Annotated in this window: 13 protein-coding genes; 8 read left to right on the forward strand and 5 right to left on the reverse strand. The window is 63.8% G+C overall.

Features of this window, described 5'->3' with window-relative positions; genetic code table 11:
* Positions 1-99: 99 nt before the first annotated feature.
* The 5 genes from guaA (at position 100) to tadA (ending at position 5529) form a co-directional block, all read left to right on the forward strand.
* Positions 100-1677, forward strand: coding sequence for a glutamine-hydrolyzing GMP synthase (gene guaA / locus LJX93_RS05055; RefSeq protein WP_027595681.1), 1578 nt, complete (start codon positions 100-102; stop codon positions 1675-1677).
* Positions 1678-1815: 138 nt separating this feature from the next.
* On the forward strand, positions 1816-2403 hold the full coding sequence (locus tag LJX93_RS05060; RefSeq protein WP_033701004.1) for a TetR/AcrR family transcriptional regulator: 588 nt from the start codon (positions 1816-1818) through the stop codon (positions 2401-2403).
* An 85-nt stretch (positions 2404-2488) separates the two neighbouring features.
* On the forward strand, positions 2489-3550 hold the full coding sequence (locus LJX93_RS05065; RefSeq protein ID WP_156310620.1) for an NAD(P)/FAD-dependent oxidoreductase: 1062 nt from the start codon (positions 2489-2491) through the stop codon (positions 3548-3550).
* A gap of 117 nt (positions 3551-3667) precedes the next feature.
* Positions 3668-5050: a multicopper oxidase family protein gene (locus LJX93_RS05070; protein ID WP_033701003.1), complete on the forward strand. Its 1383-nt coding sequence runs from the start codon at positions 3668-3670 to the stop codon at positions 5048-5050.
* Positions 5050-5529: a tRNA adenosine(34) deaminase TadA gene (gene tadA, locus LJX93_RS05075; protein WP_033701001.1), complete on the forward strand. Its 480-nt coding sequence runs from the start codon at positions 5050-5052 to the stop codon at positions 5527-5529. Before LJX93_RS05070 ends, tadA begins: the two co-directional genes overlap by 1 nt.
* Before the next feature lie 139 nt (positions 5530-5668).
* Here tadA and mltF read toward each other — a convergent pair whose 3' ends face one another.
* Positions 5669-7126 carry a membrane-bound lytic murein transglycosylase MltF gene (mltF, locus tag LJX93_RS05080; protein WP_227696801.1) on the reverse strand — a complete coding sequence of 486 codons (1458 nt, stop codon included), beginning with the start codon at positions 7124-7126 and terminating at the stop codon, positions 5669-5671.
* A gap of 255 nt (positions 7127-7381) precedes the next feature.
* Between mltF and purL the strand changes: the two genes are divergently transcribed.
* Positions 7382-11281 (forward strand): phosphoribosylformylglycinamidine synthase, encoded by a 3900-nt coding sequence (gene purL, locus LJX93_RS05085; protein ID WP_033700999.1) that lies wholly within the window; start codon positions 7382-7384, stop codon positions 11279-11281.
* A 3-nt stretch (positions 11282-11284) separates the two neighbouring features.
* Positions 11285-11596 carry an NGG1p interacting factor 3 protein, NIF3 gene (locus tag LJX93_RS05090; protein WP_033700996.1) on the forward strand — a complete coding sequence of 104 codons (312 nt, stop codon included), beginning with the start codon at positions 11285-11287 and terminating at the stop codon, positions 11594-11596.
* A gap of 74 nt (positions 11597-11670) precedes the next feature.
* On the opposite strand, the gene LJX93_RS05095 is transcribed toward LJX93_RS05090, so the two are convergent.
* The 4 genes from LJX93_RS05095 to tatA all read right to left on the reverse strand — a co-directional run bounded on the left by LJX93_RS05095 (position 11671) and on the right by tatA (position 15091).
* Positions 11671-13728 (reverse strand): HET-C-related protein, encoded by a 2058-nt coding sequence (locus LJX93_RS05095; protein WP_227696803.1) that lies wholly within the window; start codon positions 13726-13728, stop codon positions 11671-11673.
* 99 nt (positions 13729-13827) lie between these two features.
* A complete protein-coding gene (gene tatC, locus LJX93_RS05100) occupies positions 13828-14571 on the reverse strand; it encodes a twin-arginine translocase subunit TatC (RefSeq protein WP_227696805.1) in 744 nt (247 codons plus the stop codon).
* Positions 14568-14858 (reverse strand): Sec-independent protein translocase protein TatB, encoded by a 291-nt coding sequence (tatB, locus tag LJX93_RS05105; RefSeq protein ID WP_033700994.1) that lies wholly within the window; start codon positions 14856-14858, stop codon positions 14568-14570. Before tatB ends, tatC begins: the two co-directional genes overlap by 4 nt.
* Positions 14858-15091, reverse strand: coding sequence for a twin-arginine translocase TatA/TatE family subunit (tatA, locus tag LJX93_RS05110; protein ID WP_033700993.1), 234 nt, complete (start codon positions 15089-15091; stop codon positions 14858-14860). The genes tatB and tatA overlap by 1 nt, the downstream gene beginning before the upstream one ends.
* 147 nt (positions 15092-15238) lie before the next feature.
* Between tatA and gspK the strand changes: the two genes are divergently transcribed.
* Positions 15239-16204, forward strand: coding sequence for a type II secretion system minor pseudopilin GspK (gene gspK, locus LJX93_RS05115; RefSeq protein WP_227696806.1), 966 nt, complete (start codon positions 15239-15241; stop codon positions 16202-16204).
* The last annotated feature ends 60 nt before the right edge of the window (positions 16205-16264 follow it).

Here is a 16264-nt window from a genome sequence, read left to right on the forward strand (position 1 = left end):
AAGCTTCAAGCGGTAGTTGCGTTGCAGCAGCTACCGCGTTTTCCCCGATCAACTTGCAGCTCGCAGCTAGACGCTTGCAGTTGCACCAGAGATTGAGTCATGGCCCTCGACATTCACGCTCACCGCATCCTGATCCTCGATTTCGGTTCCCAGTACACCCAGCTGATCGCCCGCCGTGTGCGCGAAATCGGCGTGTACTGCGAACTGCATCCGTTCGACATGGACGATGAAGCGATCCGCGAATTCAACCCGCGCGGCATCATCCTCGCCGGCGGCCCCGAATCGGTACACGAAGCCAACAGCCCGCGCGCGCCGCAGGCCGTTTTCGACCTGAACGTACCGCTGCTGGGCATCTGCTACGGCATGCAGACCATGGCCGAGCAACTGGGCGGCAAGGTTACCGGGTCGGACCTGCGCGAATTCGGTTACGCCCGCGTTGACGTGGTCGGCAAGAGCCGTCTGCTGGACGGCATCGAAGACCACGTGGACGCTGACGGCGTACTGGGCCTGGACGTCTGGATGAGTCACGGTGACAAGGTCACCCAGATGCCAGGCGACTTCCACGTGCTGGCCAGCACCCCGAGCTGCCCGATCGCCGGCATGTTCGACGACGCGCGCGGCTACTACGGCGTGCAGTTCCACCCGGAAGTGACCCACACCAAGCAAGGTGGTCGCATCCTCTCGCGCTTCGTCCAGGACATCTGCGGTTGCGAAGCCCTGTGGACCCCGTCCAACATCGTCGAAGACGCCATCGCCCAAGTGCGTGAGCAAGTCGGTTCGGCCAACGTCCTGCTGGGCCTGTCTGGCGGCGTCGACTCGTCCGTGGTTGCCGCGCTGCTGCACCGCGCCATCGGCGACCAGCTGACCTGCGTGTTCGTCGACAACGGCCTGCTGCGCCTGCACGAAGGTGACCAGGTGATGGCCATGTTCAAGGAGAACATGGGCGTCAAGGTGATCCGTGCCGACGCCGAGGCGCAGTTCCTGGGCAACCTGGAAGGCGAAGCGGACCCGGAGAAGAAGCGCAAGATCATCGGCCGCACCTTCATCGACATCTTCGATGCCGAAGCCAGCAAACTGGACAACATCCAGTTCCTGGCCCAGGGCACCATCTACCCGGACGTGATCGAGTCGGCTGGCGCCAAAAGCGGCAAGGCCCACGTGATCAAGTCGCACCACAACGTCGGTGGCCTGCCTGAGGAAATGAACCTCAAGCTGGTCGAGCCGCTGCGCGAACTGTTCAAGGACGAAGTGCGCAAGATCGGCCTGGAGCTGGGCCTGCCGTACGACATGGTCTACCGCCACCCGTTCCCGGGCCCGGGCCTGGGCGTGCGCATCCTGGGTGAAGTGAAGAAGGAATACGCCGACATCCTGCGTCGCGCCGACCACATCTTCATCGAAGAACTGCGCAAGGCCGACTGGTACCACAAGACCAGCCAGGCCTTCGTGGTGTTCCAGCCGGTCAAGTCGGTGGGTGTCGTGGGTGACGGCCGTCGCTACGCCTGGGTCGTGGCCCTGCGTGCCGTCGAAACCGTGGACTTCATGACCGCGCGTTGGGCACACCTGCCGTACGAGCTGCTGGAAACCGTCAGCGGCCGTATCATCAACGAAATCGAAGGCATTTCGCGCGTCACTTACGACGTCTCGAGCAAGCCGCCTGCCACCATCGAGTGGGAGTGATCGGGCGTCCGGCTGTGGCCGGAACCCGTTAGCCAAAAAGCCCGCATTGCTGCGGGCTTTTTCGTTATTGACGGGCAGGTTGTCAGCGCCTGGCGCGTTGGCGAAAATACATGCAGTTTGTATGTAAAGGAGAGAGTGATGGTCCGTCGCACGCGCGCCGAAATGGAAGAAACCCGCGCCACGTTGTTGTCCACTGCGCGCCAGGTGTTCAGCGAGCATGGCTATGCGGGTACCTCGATGGATGAGCTGACCGCCAGGGCGGGCCTGACGCGGGGGGCGCTCTATCACCACTTCGGCGACAAGAAGGGCCTGTTGGCGGCAGTGGTGGAGCAGATCGATGGTGAGGTCGACGCGCGACTGAACAGCATCTCCGAGAATGCCGGCGATGCCTGGGAGGGCTTGCGACAGCGTTGCCGTGCCTACCTCGAAATGGCACTGGAACCCGATATCCAGCGCATTGTGCTGCGTGATGCCCGGGCAGTGCTGGGGGGCGCCTCGCAGGAATCGCATCTGCACTGCCTGGCAACGATGCAACGGCTGGTTCAGAACCTGATCGAGCAAGGCGTGCTGGCTCCGGCCGAGCCGCGGGCGCTGGCCTCACTGATTTATGGCGGCCTGGCAGAAGCCGCGTGCTGGATTGCCCAAAGCGAGGAGGGCGACGCACGCCTGACGCAAAGCCTTGCCGCACTTGAGCTGTTGCTGCGCGGGTTGCTGGCCAGGCCCTGAGCGGCTCTGGGTACGATTGTTCACAGACGCTCAGGCTGTAATTGCGCACACTGCGCTTCTTCGGCTTTGCGCAAGGACAATCGCAATGGCAGGCAACATTCCTCATGTAGTGGTGGTGGGCGGCGGTATCCTCGGCGCGTCCGTCGCCTGGCACCTGGCGCGGCGTGGTGCTGCGGTCACTGTGCTCGAGCGCGAGCGGGGCGTTGCGCGGGGTGTCACCGGGCACTCCTATGGTTGGGTGGGCACGGGCAGCCGCCTGCCGTCTGCAGACCCGGCATGCTTTGCCCTGGAACAGCGTGCGCTGGCACAGTTCCCACGCCTGACGCAGGCACTCGGCCCACTGCCGGTGGCGGCGCAAGGTGGCTTGATATGGCTCGACAGCGAGGAGCAGACCCTTGCCATGCTCGCCGAGCAGCAGGCGGCCGGGGTTTCGATGGCCGCAGTGGGGCGTGAGCGCATCCGCCAGCTCGAGCCTGGCCTGGTGCAGCCACCCGGCATGGCTATCTGGGCTCCGGACGATTTCGCGGTCGAACCTGATGTGCTGGCCCAGCGCTTGTTGGCGGCAGCGCAGGCTGAAGGCGCTCGGGTACTTGAGGCGCGCGAGGTACTGGCGCTGCAAGTGCAGGGTGCGCGCATTACCGGTGTACGTACCGGTCTGGGCATCGTGCATGCGGATGTCGTCGTGCTGGCCAATGCCATGGGGGCTCAGCGCTTGGCCCGTCAACTGGGGCAGGAACTGCCTATCCATGAAGCCCCCGCGGTGTTGCTGCGCTTCGGTGCCGCGCAGGTGCCGCTGCGCCATCTGCTCTATGGGCAGGGGCTGGAAGTGCGGCCAGGGCTGGGCGGCGGTTTGCTGTCGGCAGACGATTTCCCTGGTGAAGAGGGTATGGCCGAACTGGGTCGCGAAAGCCTGCAGGCGGTTGCCAGCCTGTTCCAGCCGGAGTGCGAACTGTCGCTGCAATCGATACGGGCGGTGTACCGGCCCAAAACCGACAGCGGCCTGCCACTGCGTACGTTCCTTGACGGGTGCGAAGGGCTGTACGTCATGGTCGCTCACCCGGGCGTGATACTGGCGCCAGCACTGGGCTACGAGGCTTGTGAAGACATTCTCAAGGGGCAGGTCCATGGCGATGCATATGCCTGCTGAACACCCGCTGCGACAAGACTTCACTTAATATTTCGCAAATGCAGGTGTATCGTATTCGCCCTTCATTGCCAGCCCTGCTGGCAGCTGGCTTGCGCAATAAACGAGGTACCCGCACCGATGTCCTTCACCCGTCGACAAATGCTCAAGGGCCTCACCGGCCTGGTTGTGGTAGGCCTGGGCGCCGGAGGCGCGGCGCGGTACTGGCTGGGCAAGGTCGAGGACGAGAATGCCGGGCACGACTACGAACTGATCGCCGCGCCCCTGGAAGTGGAGCTGGTGCCGGGCTTCAAGACCGAGGCCTGGGCCTTTGGCCCGTCGGCGCCGGGCACCGAATTGCGGGTACGCCAGGGTACCTGGCTGCGGGTGCGTTTCATCAACCACCTGCCGGTCGAAACCACCATCCACTGGCACGGCATCCGCCTGCCGCTGGAAATGGACGGCGTGCCCTATGTGTCGCAACTGCCGGTCAAGCCTGGCGAGTACTTCGACTACAAGTTCCGCGTGCCGGATGCCGGCAGCTACTGGTACCACCCGCACGTCAGCAGCTCCGAAGAGCTTGGCCGCGGGCTGGTCGGGCCGCTGATCGTCGAGGAGCGCGAGCCTACCGGGTTTCTGCACGAGCGCACCCTGAGCCTGAAAAACTGGCACGTGGACGAGCAAGGCGCCTGGCTGCCGTTCAGCATCCCCCGCGAGGCCGCGCGCAACGGCACTGCCGGGCGGCTGATCACCATCAACGGCCAGCCCGACTCGGTGACCGAGTTGCCCGCCGGCCAAGTGGTGCGCTTGCGCCTGCTCAACCTGGACAACACCTGGACCTACCGCCTGAACCTCAAGGGCAACTGCGAGGCCAGGATCTACGCGCTCGACGGCAACCCGGTCACCCCGCGGCCACTGGACGACGATTACTGGCTGGGGCCAGGCATGCGTATCTGCCTGGCGATTCGCATTCCTGAGGCGGGTGAGGAAATCTCCCTGCGCGACGGTTTCGTGCGCCTGGGCACCTTGCGTTCGGTGGCCAGCAACGACGCCCCCAGCGACTGGCCGCCAGCCTTGCCGCCGAACCCGGTGGCCGAGCCGGACCTGGAGAATGCCGAAAAGCTCAACTTCAATTTCGAATGGGTCGGCAAGGTCTCGGTCAACACCGAGAACGGCAGGCCGCCGAGCCTGTGGCAGATCAACGGCCAGGCCTGGGACATCACCGACAAGACCTGCGCCGACCGGCCCATCGCGACGCTGCAGAAGGGCAAGAGCTACATCTTCGAGCTGAAGAACATGACCCAGTACCAGCACCCGATCCACCTGCACGGCATGAGCTTCAAGGTGATCGCTTCCAACCGCCGTGAGATCGTCGAACCGTGGTTCACCGATACCTACCTGCTGGGCAAGAACGAGCGCGCCCAGGTCGCGCTGGTGGCGGATAACCCAGGCACCTGGATGTTCCACTGCCACGTCATCGACCACATGGAAACCGGCCTGATGGCCGCGATCACGGTGGTCTGATGCGCCCGCAAATCATCGATCGCAGCCGCGATCAGGAATTCATGCGCCTGGCCCTGACACTGGCCGCCGAAGGGGCGGCGATGGGTGAGGTGCCGGTGGGGGCGGTGCTGGTGCAGCATGGCCAGGTGATCGGGCAGGGCTTCAACCGGCCGATCGTCGACAGTGACCCCAGCGCCCATGCCGAAATGGTCGCCATTCGGGCTGCCGCCAAGTCAGCGAGCAATTATCGGCTGCCGGGCAGCACGCTTTATGTGACCTTGGAGCCCTGCAGCATGTGCGCGGGGTTGATCGTGCATTCGCGGGTAGCGCGTGTGGTGTACGGGGCGCTGGAGCCCAAGGCGGGGATCGTGCAGAGCCAGGGGCAGTTCTTTGGCCAGGGCTTCCTCAATCATCGGGTGATGGTAGAGGGTGGGGTGCTGGCCGAGGAGTGCGGGGCGATCTTGAGCGAGTTTTTCAAGGCTCGGCGGGCCTTGCGCTAGTCAGTGCGGGCCTCTTCGCGGGGCAAGCCCGCTCCCACAGATTCCCACATTTCTCAAGGACTGTGGGGTGCCTGTGGGAGCGGGCTTGCCCCGCTAAGAGGCCGGTGCAGGAGATCGACAGTGGCCAGGCCGGCAACGGTCACATCGGCGGCGACTGCTCTGCCGGCTTGTCCTTGTTGACCCCGGGCACATGCAAGTTGCCTTCGGCCATCTGGCCCTCGAGCTGCGGCTGGGTCACCCAGGTGAGGATGTCGTAGTAGCGGCGGATGTTGGCCACGAAGTGCACCGGCTCGCCGCCACGGGCATAACCGTACTTGGTCTTGCTGTACCACTGCTTCTGCGCCAGACGCGGCAGCATCTTCTTCACATCCAGCCACTTGTTCGGGTTGAGCTTCTCACGCTTGGCCAGGGTGCGGGCGTCTTCCAGGTGGCCGCTGCCGACGTTGTAGGCGGCCAGCGCGAACCAGGTGCGGTCGGGTTCCTGAATGCTGTCGTCGAGCTGCTGCTTGATCAGCATGAAGTACTTGGCACCGCCCTGGATGCTCTGCTTCGGGTCCAGGCGGTTGGATACGCCCATGGCCTGCGCCGTGCGCTGGGTGAGCATCATCAGGCCGCGCACGCCGGTCTTGGACGTGACTTCCGGCTGCCACATGGATTCCTGGTAGCCGATGGCCGCCAGCAGGCGCCAGTCGACCTGCTCGACCTTGGCGTAGCTCTTGAAGTGCTTCTCGTACTTGGGCAGGCGCTGCTGCAGGTGCTGGGCGAAGGTGTAGGCGCCGACATAGCCGAGTACATCGACATGGCCGTAGTAGCGGTCTTTGAGGCGCTGCAGGGTGCCGTTCTTCTGGGCCTTGTCGAGGAACTGGTTGACCTCGTTGAGCAGGCTGTTGTCTTCACCGGCCGCCACGGCCCAGCGCTGATCGCGGGTATCGCCCAGGTCGAAGGCGACCCGTACGTTGGGGAAATACACCTGGTTCATCGCCAGTTCGTTGGAGTCGACCAAGGTCAGGTCGATCTGGCCTTCATCGACCATGCGCAGCAGGTCGACCACCTCGACGGCGTCGGATTCTTCGTATTCCAGGCCTGGGTACTGTTTTTTCAGCTCGGCCAGCTGGTCGGCATGGCTGCTGCCTTTGAGCACCATGATCTTCTTGCCGACCAGGCCCTTGGCCTCTGTGGGGCGGGAGCGGCCGTTGCGATAGATGACCTGTGGAGTGACTTCCAGGTAGGGATGAGAGAATTTTGCCTGGGCCTTGCGCCGCTCGCTGCTGACCAGGCCGGCGGCGGCCAGCACCGGGCCGGAGGGCTTGCCCAGTTCGTCGAACACTTGATCAAGGTTGTCGGCGGTCTCGATCTGCAGCTTTACGCCGAGATCGTCGGCGAAATGCTTGACCAGCTCGTATTCGAAGCCGGTTTCGCCGTTGCGGTCCTGGAAATAGGTGGCCGGGCTGTTGCGGGTGATGACGCGCAGCACGCCATCCTCCTTCACGCGCTCTAGGGTGCTGGGTTTTTCAACACAGGCACCGAGCATCAGAAAGAGTCCGGTTGCGAGAAGCCATTTGGCGCAACGCTGGCGCAGAGCAGTATGGGCGAACATAGCTTGCAGTATACGCAAAGGACGAGGGCCGCCATATCTCGACAACGGTTAGCTTGTCTGGTAGCGCGTTGTGTGCTTCGGCGGGCTTGGCTGAGGATTGTGGCGCCAAACCCTCAGCAAACACGTGATTTTTTTTGACCCCGAAGTCCGGTTCCGCCGCCCGGCAGCATTGCCCTCTGGCGGGTGCCGAAAGCCGCGGAATTAGGCTAGAATGCACGGCCTCTAAGCACACCCCTTCCTGAGGCTGTCCCGACGATGTTGATCCTGCGCGGCGCTCCTGCCCTTTCTGCCTTTCGCCACGGTAAATTACTCGAGCAACTGAGCCAGAAAGTCCCCGCTGTTACTGGTTTGTATGCCGAATTCGCCCACTTCGCCGATGTCGATGGCGAGCTGACCGCCGACCAGCAGCAGGTGCTGGGCCGTCTGCTCAAGTACGGCCCGAGCGTGCCGGTACAGGAGCCGACCGGCCGCCTGTTCCTGGTCGTGCCGCGCCTGGGCACCATTTCGCCCTGGGCCAGCAAGGCCAGCGACATCGCCCACAACTGCGGCCTGCAGTCGATCCAGCGCCTCGAGCGCGGCATCGCCTACTACGTAGCCGGCAACCTGAGCGAGGCCGACGCACAGGCCGTCGCCGCCGAGCTGCACGACCGCATGACCCAGCGCGTGCTGGCCCAGCTGGAGCAGGCTTCCGACCTGTTCAGCCACGCCCAGCCCAAGCCGATGACCTCGGTCGATATCCTCGCCGGTGGCCGCGATGCGCTGGCCAAGGCCAACGTCGACTTGGGCCTGGCCCTGGCCGAAGACGAGATCGACTACCTGGTCAACGCCTTCCAGGGGCTCAAGCGCAACCCGAACGACATCGAACTGATGATGTTCGCCCAGGCCAACTCCGAGCACTGCCGCCACAAGATCTTCAACGCCAGTTGGGACATCGACGGCCAGGCGCAGGAAAAAAGCCTGTTTGGCATGATCAAGAACACCTACCAGATGCACAGCGAAGGCGTGCTGTCTGCGTACAAGGACAACGCCTCGGTGATCGTCGGCAACGTTGCCGGCCGTTTCTTCCCGAACCCTGAAACCCGCCAGTACGGCGCGGTGCAGGAGCCAGTGCACATCCTGATGAAGGTCGAGACGCACAACCACCCGACCGCCATCGCGCCGTTCTCCGGTGCCTCCACCGGCTCCGGCGGCGAAATCCGCGACGAAGGCGCCACCGGCCGTGGCGCCAAGCCCAAGGCTGGCCTGACCGGCTTCACCGTGTCCAACCTGCGCATCCCGGGCTTCGAGCAGCCATGGGAGCAGGCATACGGCAAGCCTGAGCGCATCGTCGACGCCCTCGACATCATGGTCGAAGGCCCACTGGGTGGCGCTGCGTTCAACAACGAATTCGGTCGCCCGGCCCTGACCGGTTACTTCCGTACCTTCGAGCAGGCGATCAACACCCCCCACGGCGAAGAAGTGCGCGGCTACCACAAGCCGATCATGCTCGCCGGCGGCATGGGCAACATCCGTGAAGAGCACGTGCAGAAGGCCGAGATCACCGTCGGCGCCAAGCTGATCGTGCTCGGCGGCCCGGCCATGCTGATCGGTCTGGGTGGCGGTGCAGCTTCGTCGGTCGCCACCGGCGCCAGCTCCGCCGACCTGGACTTCGCCTCGGTACAGCGCGAAAACCCGGAAATGGAGCGCCGTTGCCAAGAGGTCATCGACCGCTGCTGGCAGCTGGGTGACAAGAACCCGATCGCCTTCATCCACGACGTCGGCGCGGGGGGTATTTCCAACGCCTTCCCTGAGCTGGTCAACGACGGTGGCCGTGGTGGCCGCTTCGAACTGCGCAACGTGCCCAACGACGAGCCGGGCATGGCCCCGCACGAAATCTGGAGCAACGAATCGCAGGAGCGTTACGTGCTGGCCGTCAGCGCCGTCGACTTCGACCGCTTCCAGGCCATCTGTGAGCGCGAGCGTTGCCCGTTCGCCGTGGTCGGCGAGGCGACTGAAGAGCCGCACCTGACCGTGACCGACAGCCACTTCGCCAACACCCCGGTAGACATGCCGCTGGACGTGTTGCTGGGCAAGCCGCCGCGCATGCACCGCTCGGTCACCCGCGAAGCCGAGCTTGGCGATGAGTTCGACCCAAGCACCCTGTCGCTGGCCGATTCCGTCGAGCGCGTGCTGCACCACCCTGCGGTGGCCAGCAAGAGCTTCCTGATCACCATCGGCGACCGCACCATCACTGGCCTGGTGGCCCGTGACCAGATGGTCGGCCCATGGCAGGTGCCGGTGGCCGACTGCGCCGTTACCGCGACCAGCTTCGACGTCTACACCGGTGAAGCCATGGCCATGGGTGAGCGCACCCCGCTTGCCCTGCTCGACGCCCCGGCGTCCGGCCGCATGGCCATCGGCGAAACCCTGACCAACCTGGCGGCCTCGCAGATCGAAAAACTGTCCGACATCAAACTGTCGGCCAACTGGATGTCCGCCGCCGGCCACCCCGGTGAAGATGCCCGTCTGTACGACACGGTCAAGGCCGTGGGCATGGAGCTGTGCCCAGAGCTGGGTATCACCATCCCGGTCGGCAAAGACTCGATGTCGATGAAGACCAAGTGGAGCGAAGACGGTGTCGAGAAGAGCGTGACCTCGCCGATGTCGCTGATCATCACTGGCTTCGCCCCGGTCACCGACATCCGTAAAACCCTGACCCCGCAACTGCGCATGGACAAGGGCGAAACCGACCTGGTCCTGATCGACCTGGGCCGCGGCCAGAACCGCATGGGCGCCTCGATCCTGGCGCAGACCCACGGCAAGTTGGCCAGTGCCGCACCGGACGTCGACGATGCCGAAGACCTCAAGGCCTTCTTCGCCGTGATCCAGGGCCTCAACGCCGATGGCCACCTGTTGGCCTACCACGACCGTTCCGACGGTGGCCTGATGACCACCGTGCTGGAAATGGCCTTCGCCGGCCATTGCGGCCTCGACCTGGAGCTGGACACGCTGACCAGCAAGCCGGAAAAAGCCGCCGCCATCCTCTTCAACGAAGAGCTGGGTGCGGTAATCCAGGTTCGCCAGGATGCCACGCCAGACGTACTGGCTCAGTTCAGCGCCGCTGGCCTGGGTGAAGACTGCGTTGCGGTGATCGGCCAGCCGATCAACAACAGCGAAGTCGTCGTGCGTCTGAACGGCGAGGCGCTGTTCAAGGGTGACCGTCGCCTGCTGCAACGCCAGTGGGCCGAGACCAGCTACCAGGTTCAGCGCCTGCGTGACAACGCCGAATGCGCCGACCAGGAATTCGACGCGCTGCTCGAAGAAGACAACCCGGGCCTGTCGGTCAAGCTGGGCTTTGACGTCAACGATGACATCGCTGCGCCGTACATCAAGAAGGGCGTGCGCCCGCAAGTGGCGATCCTGCGTGAGCAGGGCGTCAACGGCCAGGTCGAGATGGCTGCCGCTTTCGACCGCGCCGGCTTCGCCGCCATCGACGTGCACATGAGCGACATCCTGGCTGGCCGTGTCGACTTCGAAGCCTTCAAGGGCTTGGTTGCCTGCGGTGGTTTCTCGTACGGCGACGTGCTGGGTGCCGGTGAAGGCTGGGCCAAGTCGGCGCTGTTCAACGCCCGTGCCCGCGATGCCTTCCAGGCCTTCTTCGAGCGTACCGACAGCTTCGCCCTGGGCGTGTGCAACGGTTGCCAGATGATGTCCAACCTGCACGAGCTGATCCCTGGCACCGAGTTCTGGCCGCACTTCGTGCGTAACCGCTCGGAGCAGTTCGAAGCCCGTGTGGCCATGGTCGAGGTGCAGAAGTCCAACTCGATCTTCTTGCAGGGCATGGCCGGTTCGCGCATGCCGATCGCCATCGCCCACGGCGAAGGCCATGCCGAGTTCGCCAACGAAGCGGCGCTGCTGGAAGCCGACGTGTCCGGTTGCGTGGCCCTGCGCTACGTCGACAACCACGGCAAGGTCACCGAAACCTACCCGGCTAACCCGAACGGTTCGCCGCGTGGCATCACCGGCCTGACCAGCCGCGACGGCCGCGTGACCATCATGATGCCGCACCCGGAGCGTATGTTCCGCGCCGTGCAGAACTCCTGGCGCCCGGATGAGTGGCAGGAAGATGCCGCGCTGATGCGTATGTTCCGCAACGCGCGGGTGTGGGTGAACTAAGGCGTGTACAAGCTCGCCTTCTTCGTCCCGGCCAGCCATGTCGAGGTGGTCAAGGCCGCTGTGTTTGCCGCTGGCGGCGGCCGCATCGGTGACTATGACCACTGCGCCTGGCAAACCCTGGGCCAAGGCCAGTTTCGCCCGTTGGATGGCAGCCAGCCATTTCTCGGGCAAGCCGGGCAGGTCGAGGTGGTGGAGGAGTGGAAGGTGGAGCTGGTGGTGGCCGACGACCTGATTACCCAGGTCGTCGCCGCGCTCAAGCAAAGTCACCCTTATCAGACGCCTGCCTACGAAGTCTGGCCATTGGCTGCCTTCTGAGCAGTCACGTGGCAGGATGTGCTGCAATGAAAAGGCCCGGCAGGCAACTGCCGGGCCTTTTCATTGGGATTGCGTTAGAGGGGGAACGCAATCCTGAGCGTTTCGTAGTAATGCTGCAGGGCATAGTTGTCGTTGTTACCGAGCTTTTTCAAGCGATCGAGTGACGCTTGCATTTCTTGCTGGCGACGCTGTATCAGGCGGGTAGGGTTACAGGCTTCTTCGATTTTTTCGGGGTTGGCGGCGGCCCAGTTTCTGGCCATTGTCTCGTACCAGGTATTGTCACCCGGGTGGCTGAAGTAGCTGCTGGCCAGATAGGCGGGTTGGCGCTGGGCATTACCCTCCCATGCCTCTTTCATCGCTCTTGCTACCCGCTCGACGGCATCTTGCGCCAGCAACGCTGCCAGCTCGTGAAGGGGGTGGGTAGCGTGGTCCTTGGCCAGCTGCGAGTGCGAAACGATGGCCTCACTGTCGGTATTCGGGTCGCTGTTGAAGGCGGTCTGCAGGGGGCCGATGCTGTCGCCTGCCCATGTCGCCAGCTTCTGCATGAGCCAGTTCTTTGCAAAGTTGACCGAATTCAGTGGCAGGTCCCGGGCCCACCTGACACCTTGTACTAGGCGCAACAGCGGGTTGCGCGCGGCGATGTCACGTTGGCGCAGGGTCAATTCATAGGCCTCTTTCATCTCGGGATAATCGCTACCCTCAAGCAAGATCGACAACGCTTGTTCATTGTCGCTGCGCTCCCCCGCCTCGATCGGCCTGAAGGCAAGGGAATTGGTCGGGAAGAGGATTCTGGCCAACGGCTCGGCCACACTGCCGATGACGTCCAAGCCGCTGAACCGGCCGGTTACCACCGGGCACGGGTGTTTTGCCCCGATAAGGTCGGTGGACCACGCGGCAACATCGGCATGGCCAATCTTGCGCAAGCACAGTTCGACGTAGTTGGAGTGGGCGAACAAGTCTTCGAGCACATGCAGTGCTTCACCGAGGTTGCGCATACCGGTGGCTGTCTTCCCTTCGGCTTTTGCAGCGTCGAGCTTTTTGCTCATATAGCGCAGTGAAGTCTTGAAATACATCATTACCGAATACTTGGGGTGCGGCACATTGAGCGGATTATCGCGCCGCACCAGTGCTTCGAACTCGGGGTCAATGGTGCGAGGGTCGATCGCCGCTTCGTCGAGGTTAATGGGGTTGTCGATGTGCTCCGAGGGCCGGTACACCCCAAGCAAGGCAGGCGTGACGGTATAGGCCTTGCGGCCTTGCGGGGTGTTCTGCAAGGCGTGGAATTTTTTCAACGCGAGAAAATCCACCAGCTTGGTCAGTGTCTGTCGGGTGAACATGGCCGGGAATTTCGCTTCTGCACCCGGCGCGCGGACGATCTTGGGGTCGATCAGTTGTGAATGATCACGCAGCCAGTTGCCAAAGTAGATTGCCTGGCACTGCTCAGCAGTAAAGCCCACGCGGGTCAGGGCCACCTTTTCGATGGTCTCGTGCGCATGCGTTGCGTCGCCATGGTCTTCTATTTCGGCAGCGAAGCGCTTGTGTCGGGTGCCCCTTTCCGGTTCGTCGGGTGCTGCTTCAAGGGCCGGCAAGGTCAACTGGATCGGGCCGTCGTAGGCGGCGCTGGTGTAATGGGCAAAACTCACGCCGTCGCCGGGGATCTGGTCGAAGTACGTCAGCATGGCGGCGTAGTGAGTCGCCAACCCTTCGGGCGCCTCCAGCAGCACGGCAGCGGTGTCAGCTTGAGTGTTATCGGCCAGGTCATTGCGCAACAGATTATCGATGTGCAAGGCGAATGCTTCGATCAGCGCGATCAGCAGGGTGGGTGTTGTTTCCGGTTGCGCGAGGGCTTTTTCGATCGCCCCCGTGTCCACATCGATCACCCGGCGCTGGTAGTCGTAGACCGCCACCGACTCGCACTGGTCGACCATGTTAAACGCTGGGTTGGTCACAGTGTCGTCGGCCAGCGCAGCCCTCAATGCTTCCAGGCGTGCAACGGGGATGTTCGCGTCGAATACCGGTAACAGTACCTGGGAGAACAGCAACTCATTCGAAGCGCGGGCAAATCTTTTCAATTGCTCCAGCGCGTAAGTGCTCTGGAAGCTCGACGTGAAGTGGGTGTCGTTTGTGCTCATGGCCATTCTCGTTGTTGTCGGAAATGGCCATGGTGCATCGCTGTTATTCAGGCGAGCAGCGGGAAGTGACTCCGGGGCCGCGGGGCATCAGCGCCTCGCTCAGGGGTGGGCAGCGGGCTTGTGCAATGCCCCGCACGCCAACAACCCCACCTCGAACAGCACCCACATCGGCACCGCCAGCAGGGTCTGCGAAAACACGTCCGGCGGCGTCAGAATCATCCCCACCACAAAACAGCCGACAATCACGTAGGGCCTGCTGCGCCTGAGCGTTGCCACATCCGCCAGCCCCACCCAGACCACGATGAAGGTTGCCACCGGGATCTCGAAGGCCAGCCCGAACGCCAGGAACAGCGCCATGATGAAGTCCAGGTACTGGCTGATGTCGGTCATCATCGCCACGCCATCGGGCGTCACGCTGGCGAAAAAGCCGAACATCATCGGGAACACCAGAAAGAACGCAAACGCCATGCCGGCATAGAACAGCAAAATGCTCGACACCAGCAGCGGCAGGGCAATGCGCCGTTCGCGGCGGTACAGGCCCGGCGCCAGAAACCCCCACGCCTGGTGCAGCAACAGCGGCATGGCGACGAACAGCGCGCACATTGCGGTTAGCTTGAAAGGGGTCAGAAAGGGTGAGGTGACACTGGTCGCGATCATGCTGGCGCCCTCCGGCAGGAAGCGACGCAGCGGTTCGGAGATCAGCGTGTAGAGGGGCTGGGCGAAGGGGAACAGCGCGGCGAACACCAGCGCGACCACTGCCAGGCAGCGCACCAGGCGCTTGCGCAGCTCGCGCAGGTGTTCGGTCAGCGGCATCGCTGCCGCAGGGTCCACGGCGAGGCTCATGAGGCATTCTCCCTGGGCACAGGGACGGTTGCCGGGTCATTGGCCGGTTGTGCGGCAAGGCTGATGCCCTGGCGCATTTCCTGTTCAAGGCGCTGCAGGGGCTCGCTGTCGAAGTTGGGCAACTCGATCTCCCGTTCCATCTGTGCCCGCAGGCCCTGCATGGCCCTGCGTGCCTGGCCCAGGCCGCGCCCGAGCGTACGTGCCGCAACCGGCAGCCGCTCGGGCCCGAGCACCAGCAGTGCGACGATGCCAACCAGCAGCAACTCGCTGAAGCCTACCTCGAACATCAGGCCTGACGGTCCGTTTGCGACTGCGCCGTAGCCTGGCCGGCCAGCGGTGCCTGCTGCTGCACCTGAGCCGGGCCGGATGGGTTGGCTTCGTTGTCACCGCCCATGGACTTGCGAAACCCTTGTATGGCCTCGCCAACATCGCTGCCCAAGCCCTTGAGGCGCTTGGTACCAAACAGCAGGAATACGATCATCAGTACGATCACCAGTTGCCAGATGCCAATGCCACCCATTGCGACCACTCCTGTAAGGCCATGAAAAGGAAGGGTAATCCTGCCTCGCGTAGATGACGCGAACATGACGGAAAGCGCCATTGCCATCTACCTGCAACAACTGGCGTGTTGACTGGCGCTTTTACGGGCCATGAGAGGCGCACGCGGATGGGCGGCAGACGACAGCAGGGCGCGGCCCTGCTGATGGTAATGGTGGTGTTGGCGATGCTCGCGGCAGGTATGGCCTGGCTGGTGGAGGATGGCCGGCGCCAGGTCGATGAAGTGCGCCTGTTGCACCAGCGGGTGCAGGTGCGGGCGATGGAACAGGCCGGCCTGGCCTATGCCGAGCAGGCGCTGCGCGACCCGGCCTGGCGGCTTAGCCCGTTGTTCTGGCAGGCGTTGCGTGGGCAGCCGCTGAACTACGACTTTGGCGCAGGCCAGGCGCAATTACGGGTACGCGACCAGCACGCCTGCTTCAACGTCAACGCTTTGCTCGGTGCCGACGGTGAACGTGCCGAGCGCCAGTTGCGCCGCCTGCTGGGCGATGACATGGCGGCCGAGCGCCTGGTCGACGGCCTGGCCGACTGGCTCGACAGTGACAGCGATGCGCGTTTGCAGGGGGCCGAGAGTGCCCAGTACCTGCGCCAGCAACCCCCACGCCTGGCGGCCAATCAAGCGATGCTCGACACCAGCGAGCTGAACCTGCTGCTGGAGCCGGACGCCACGCGCCAGCGCCGCTACCCGATGCTGTGCGCCCTGCCGCAGACCACGGGCTGGCGCTTGAACGCCAATGCCCTGGGGTTGGAGCATCTGCCGTTGCTCGATGCCCTGTATGAGGGGCGGTATCCGCGTTCGCTGCTCAGCCGCATCGTCAGTGGCCGGCCGGCGTCAGGCTATGTGGATGCGGCGGCGCTGCGCCAGGCGTTGGGGGCGGTGGATGACGAGACGTTCGAACGGTTGAGCGAAGGGTTGCTGCTCAACAGTGGGCACTTTGTGTTGCAGCTGTCGTTCGAGGAAGAGGGGCGGGTGATGCGCAGCGCGTTTCAGGTCGAGGCGCTGGGGGTGGTGCAGTGGCATGCGCGGGTGCCGGCGCAGCAGGTGCGGGTGAAGAGTCGTGAGCCGACACTCTGGTAAACCTCGCCGGCCTCTTCGCGGGCTTGCCCCGCGAAGAGGCCGGTACAGCCAGCGCGAGGC

It is taken from the genome of Pseudomonas sp. HN2-3 (assembly GCF_020691745.1).
In the GTDB taxonomy this organism is placed as follows: domain Bacteria; phylum Pseudomonadota; class Gammaproteobacteria; order Pseudomonadales; family Pseudomonadaceae; genus Aquipseudomonas; species Aquipseudomonas capeferrum.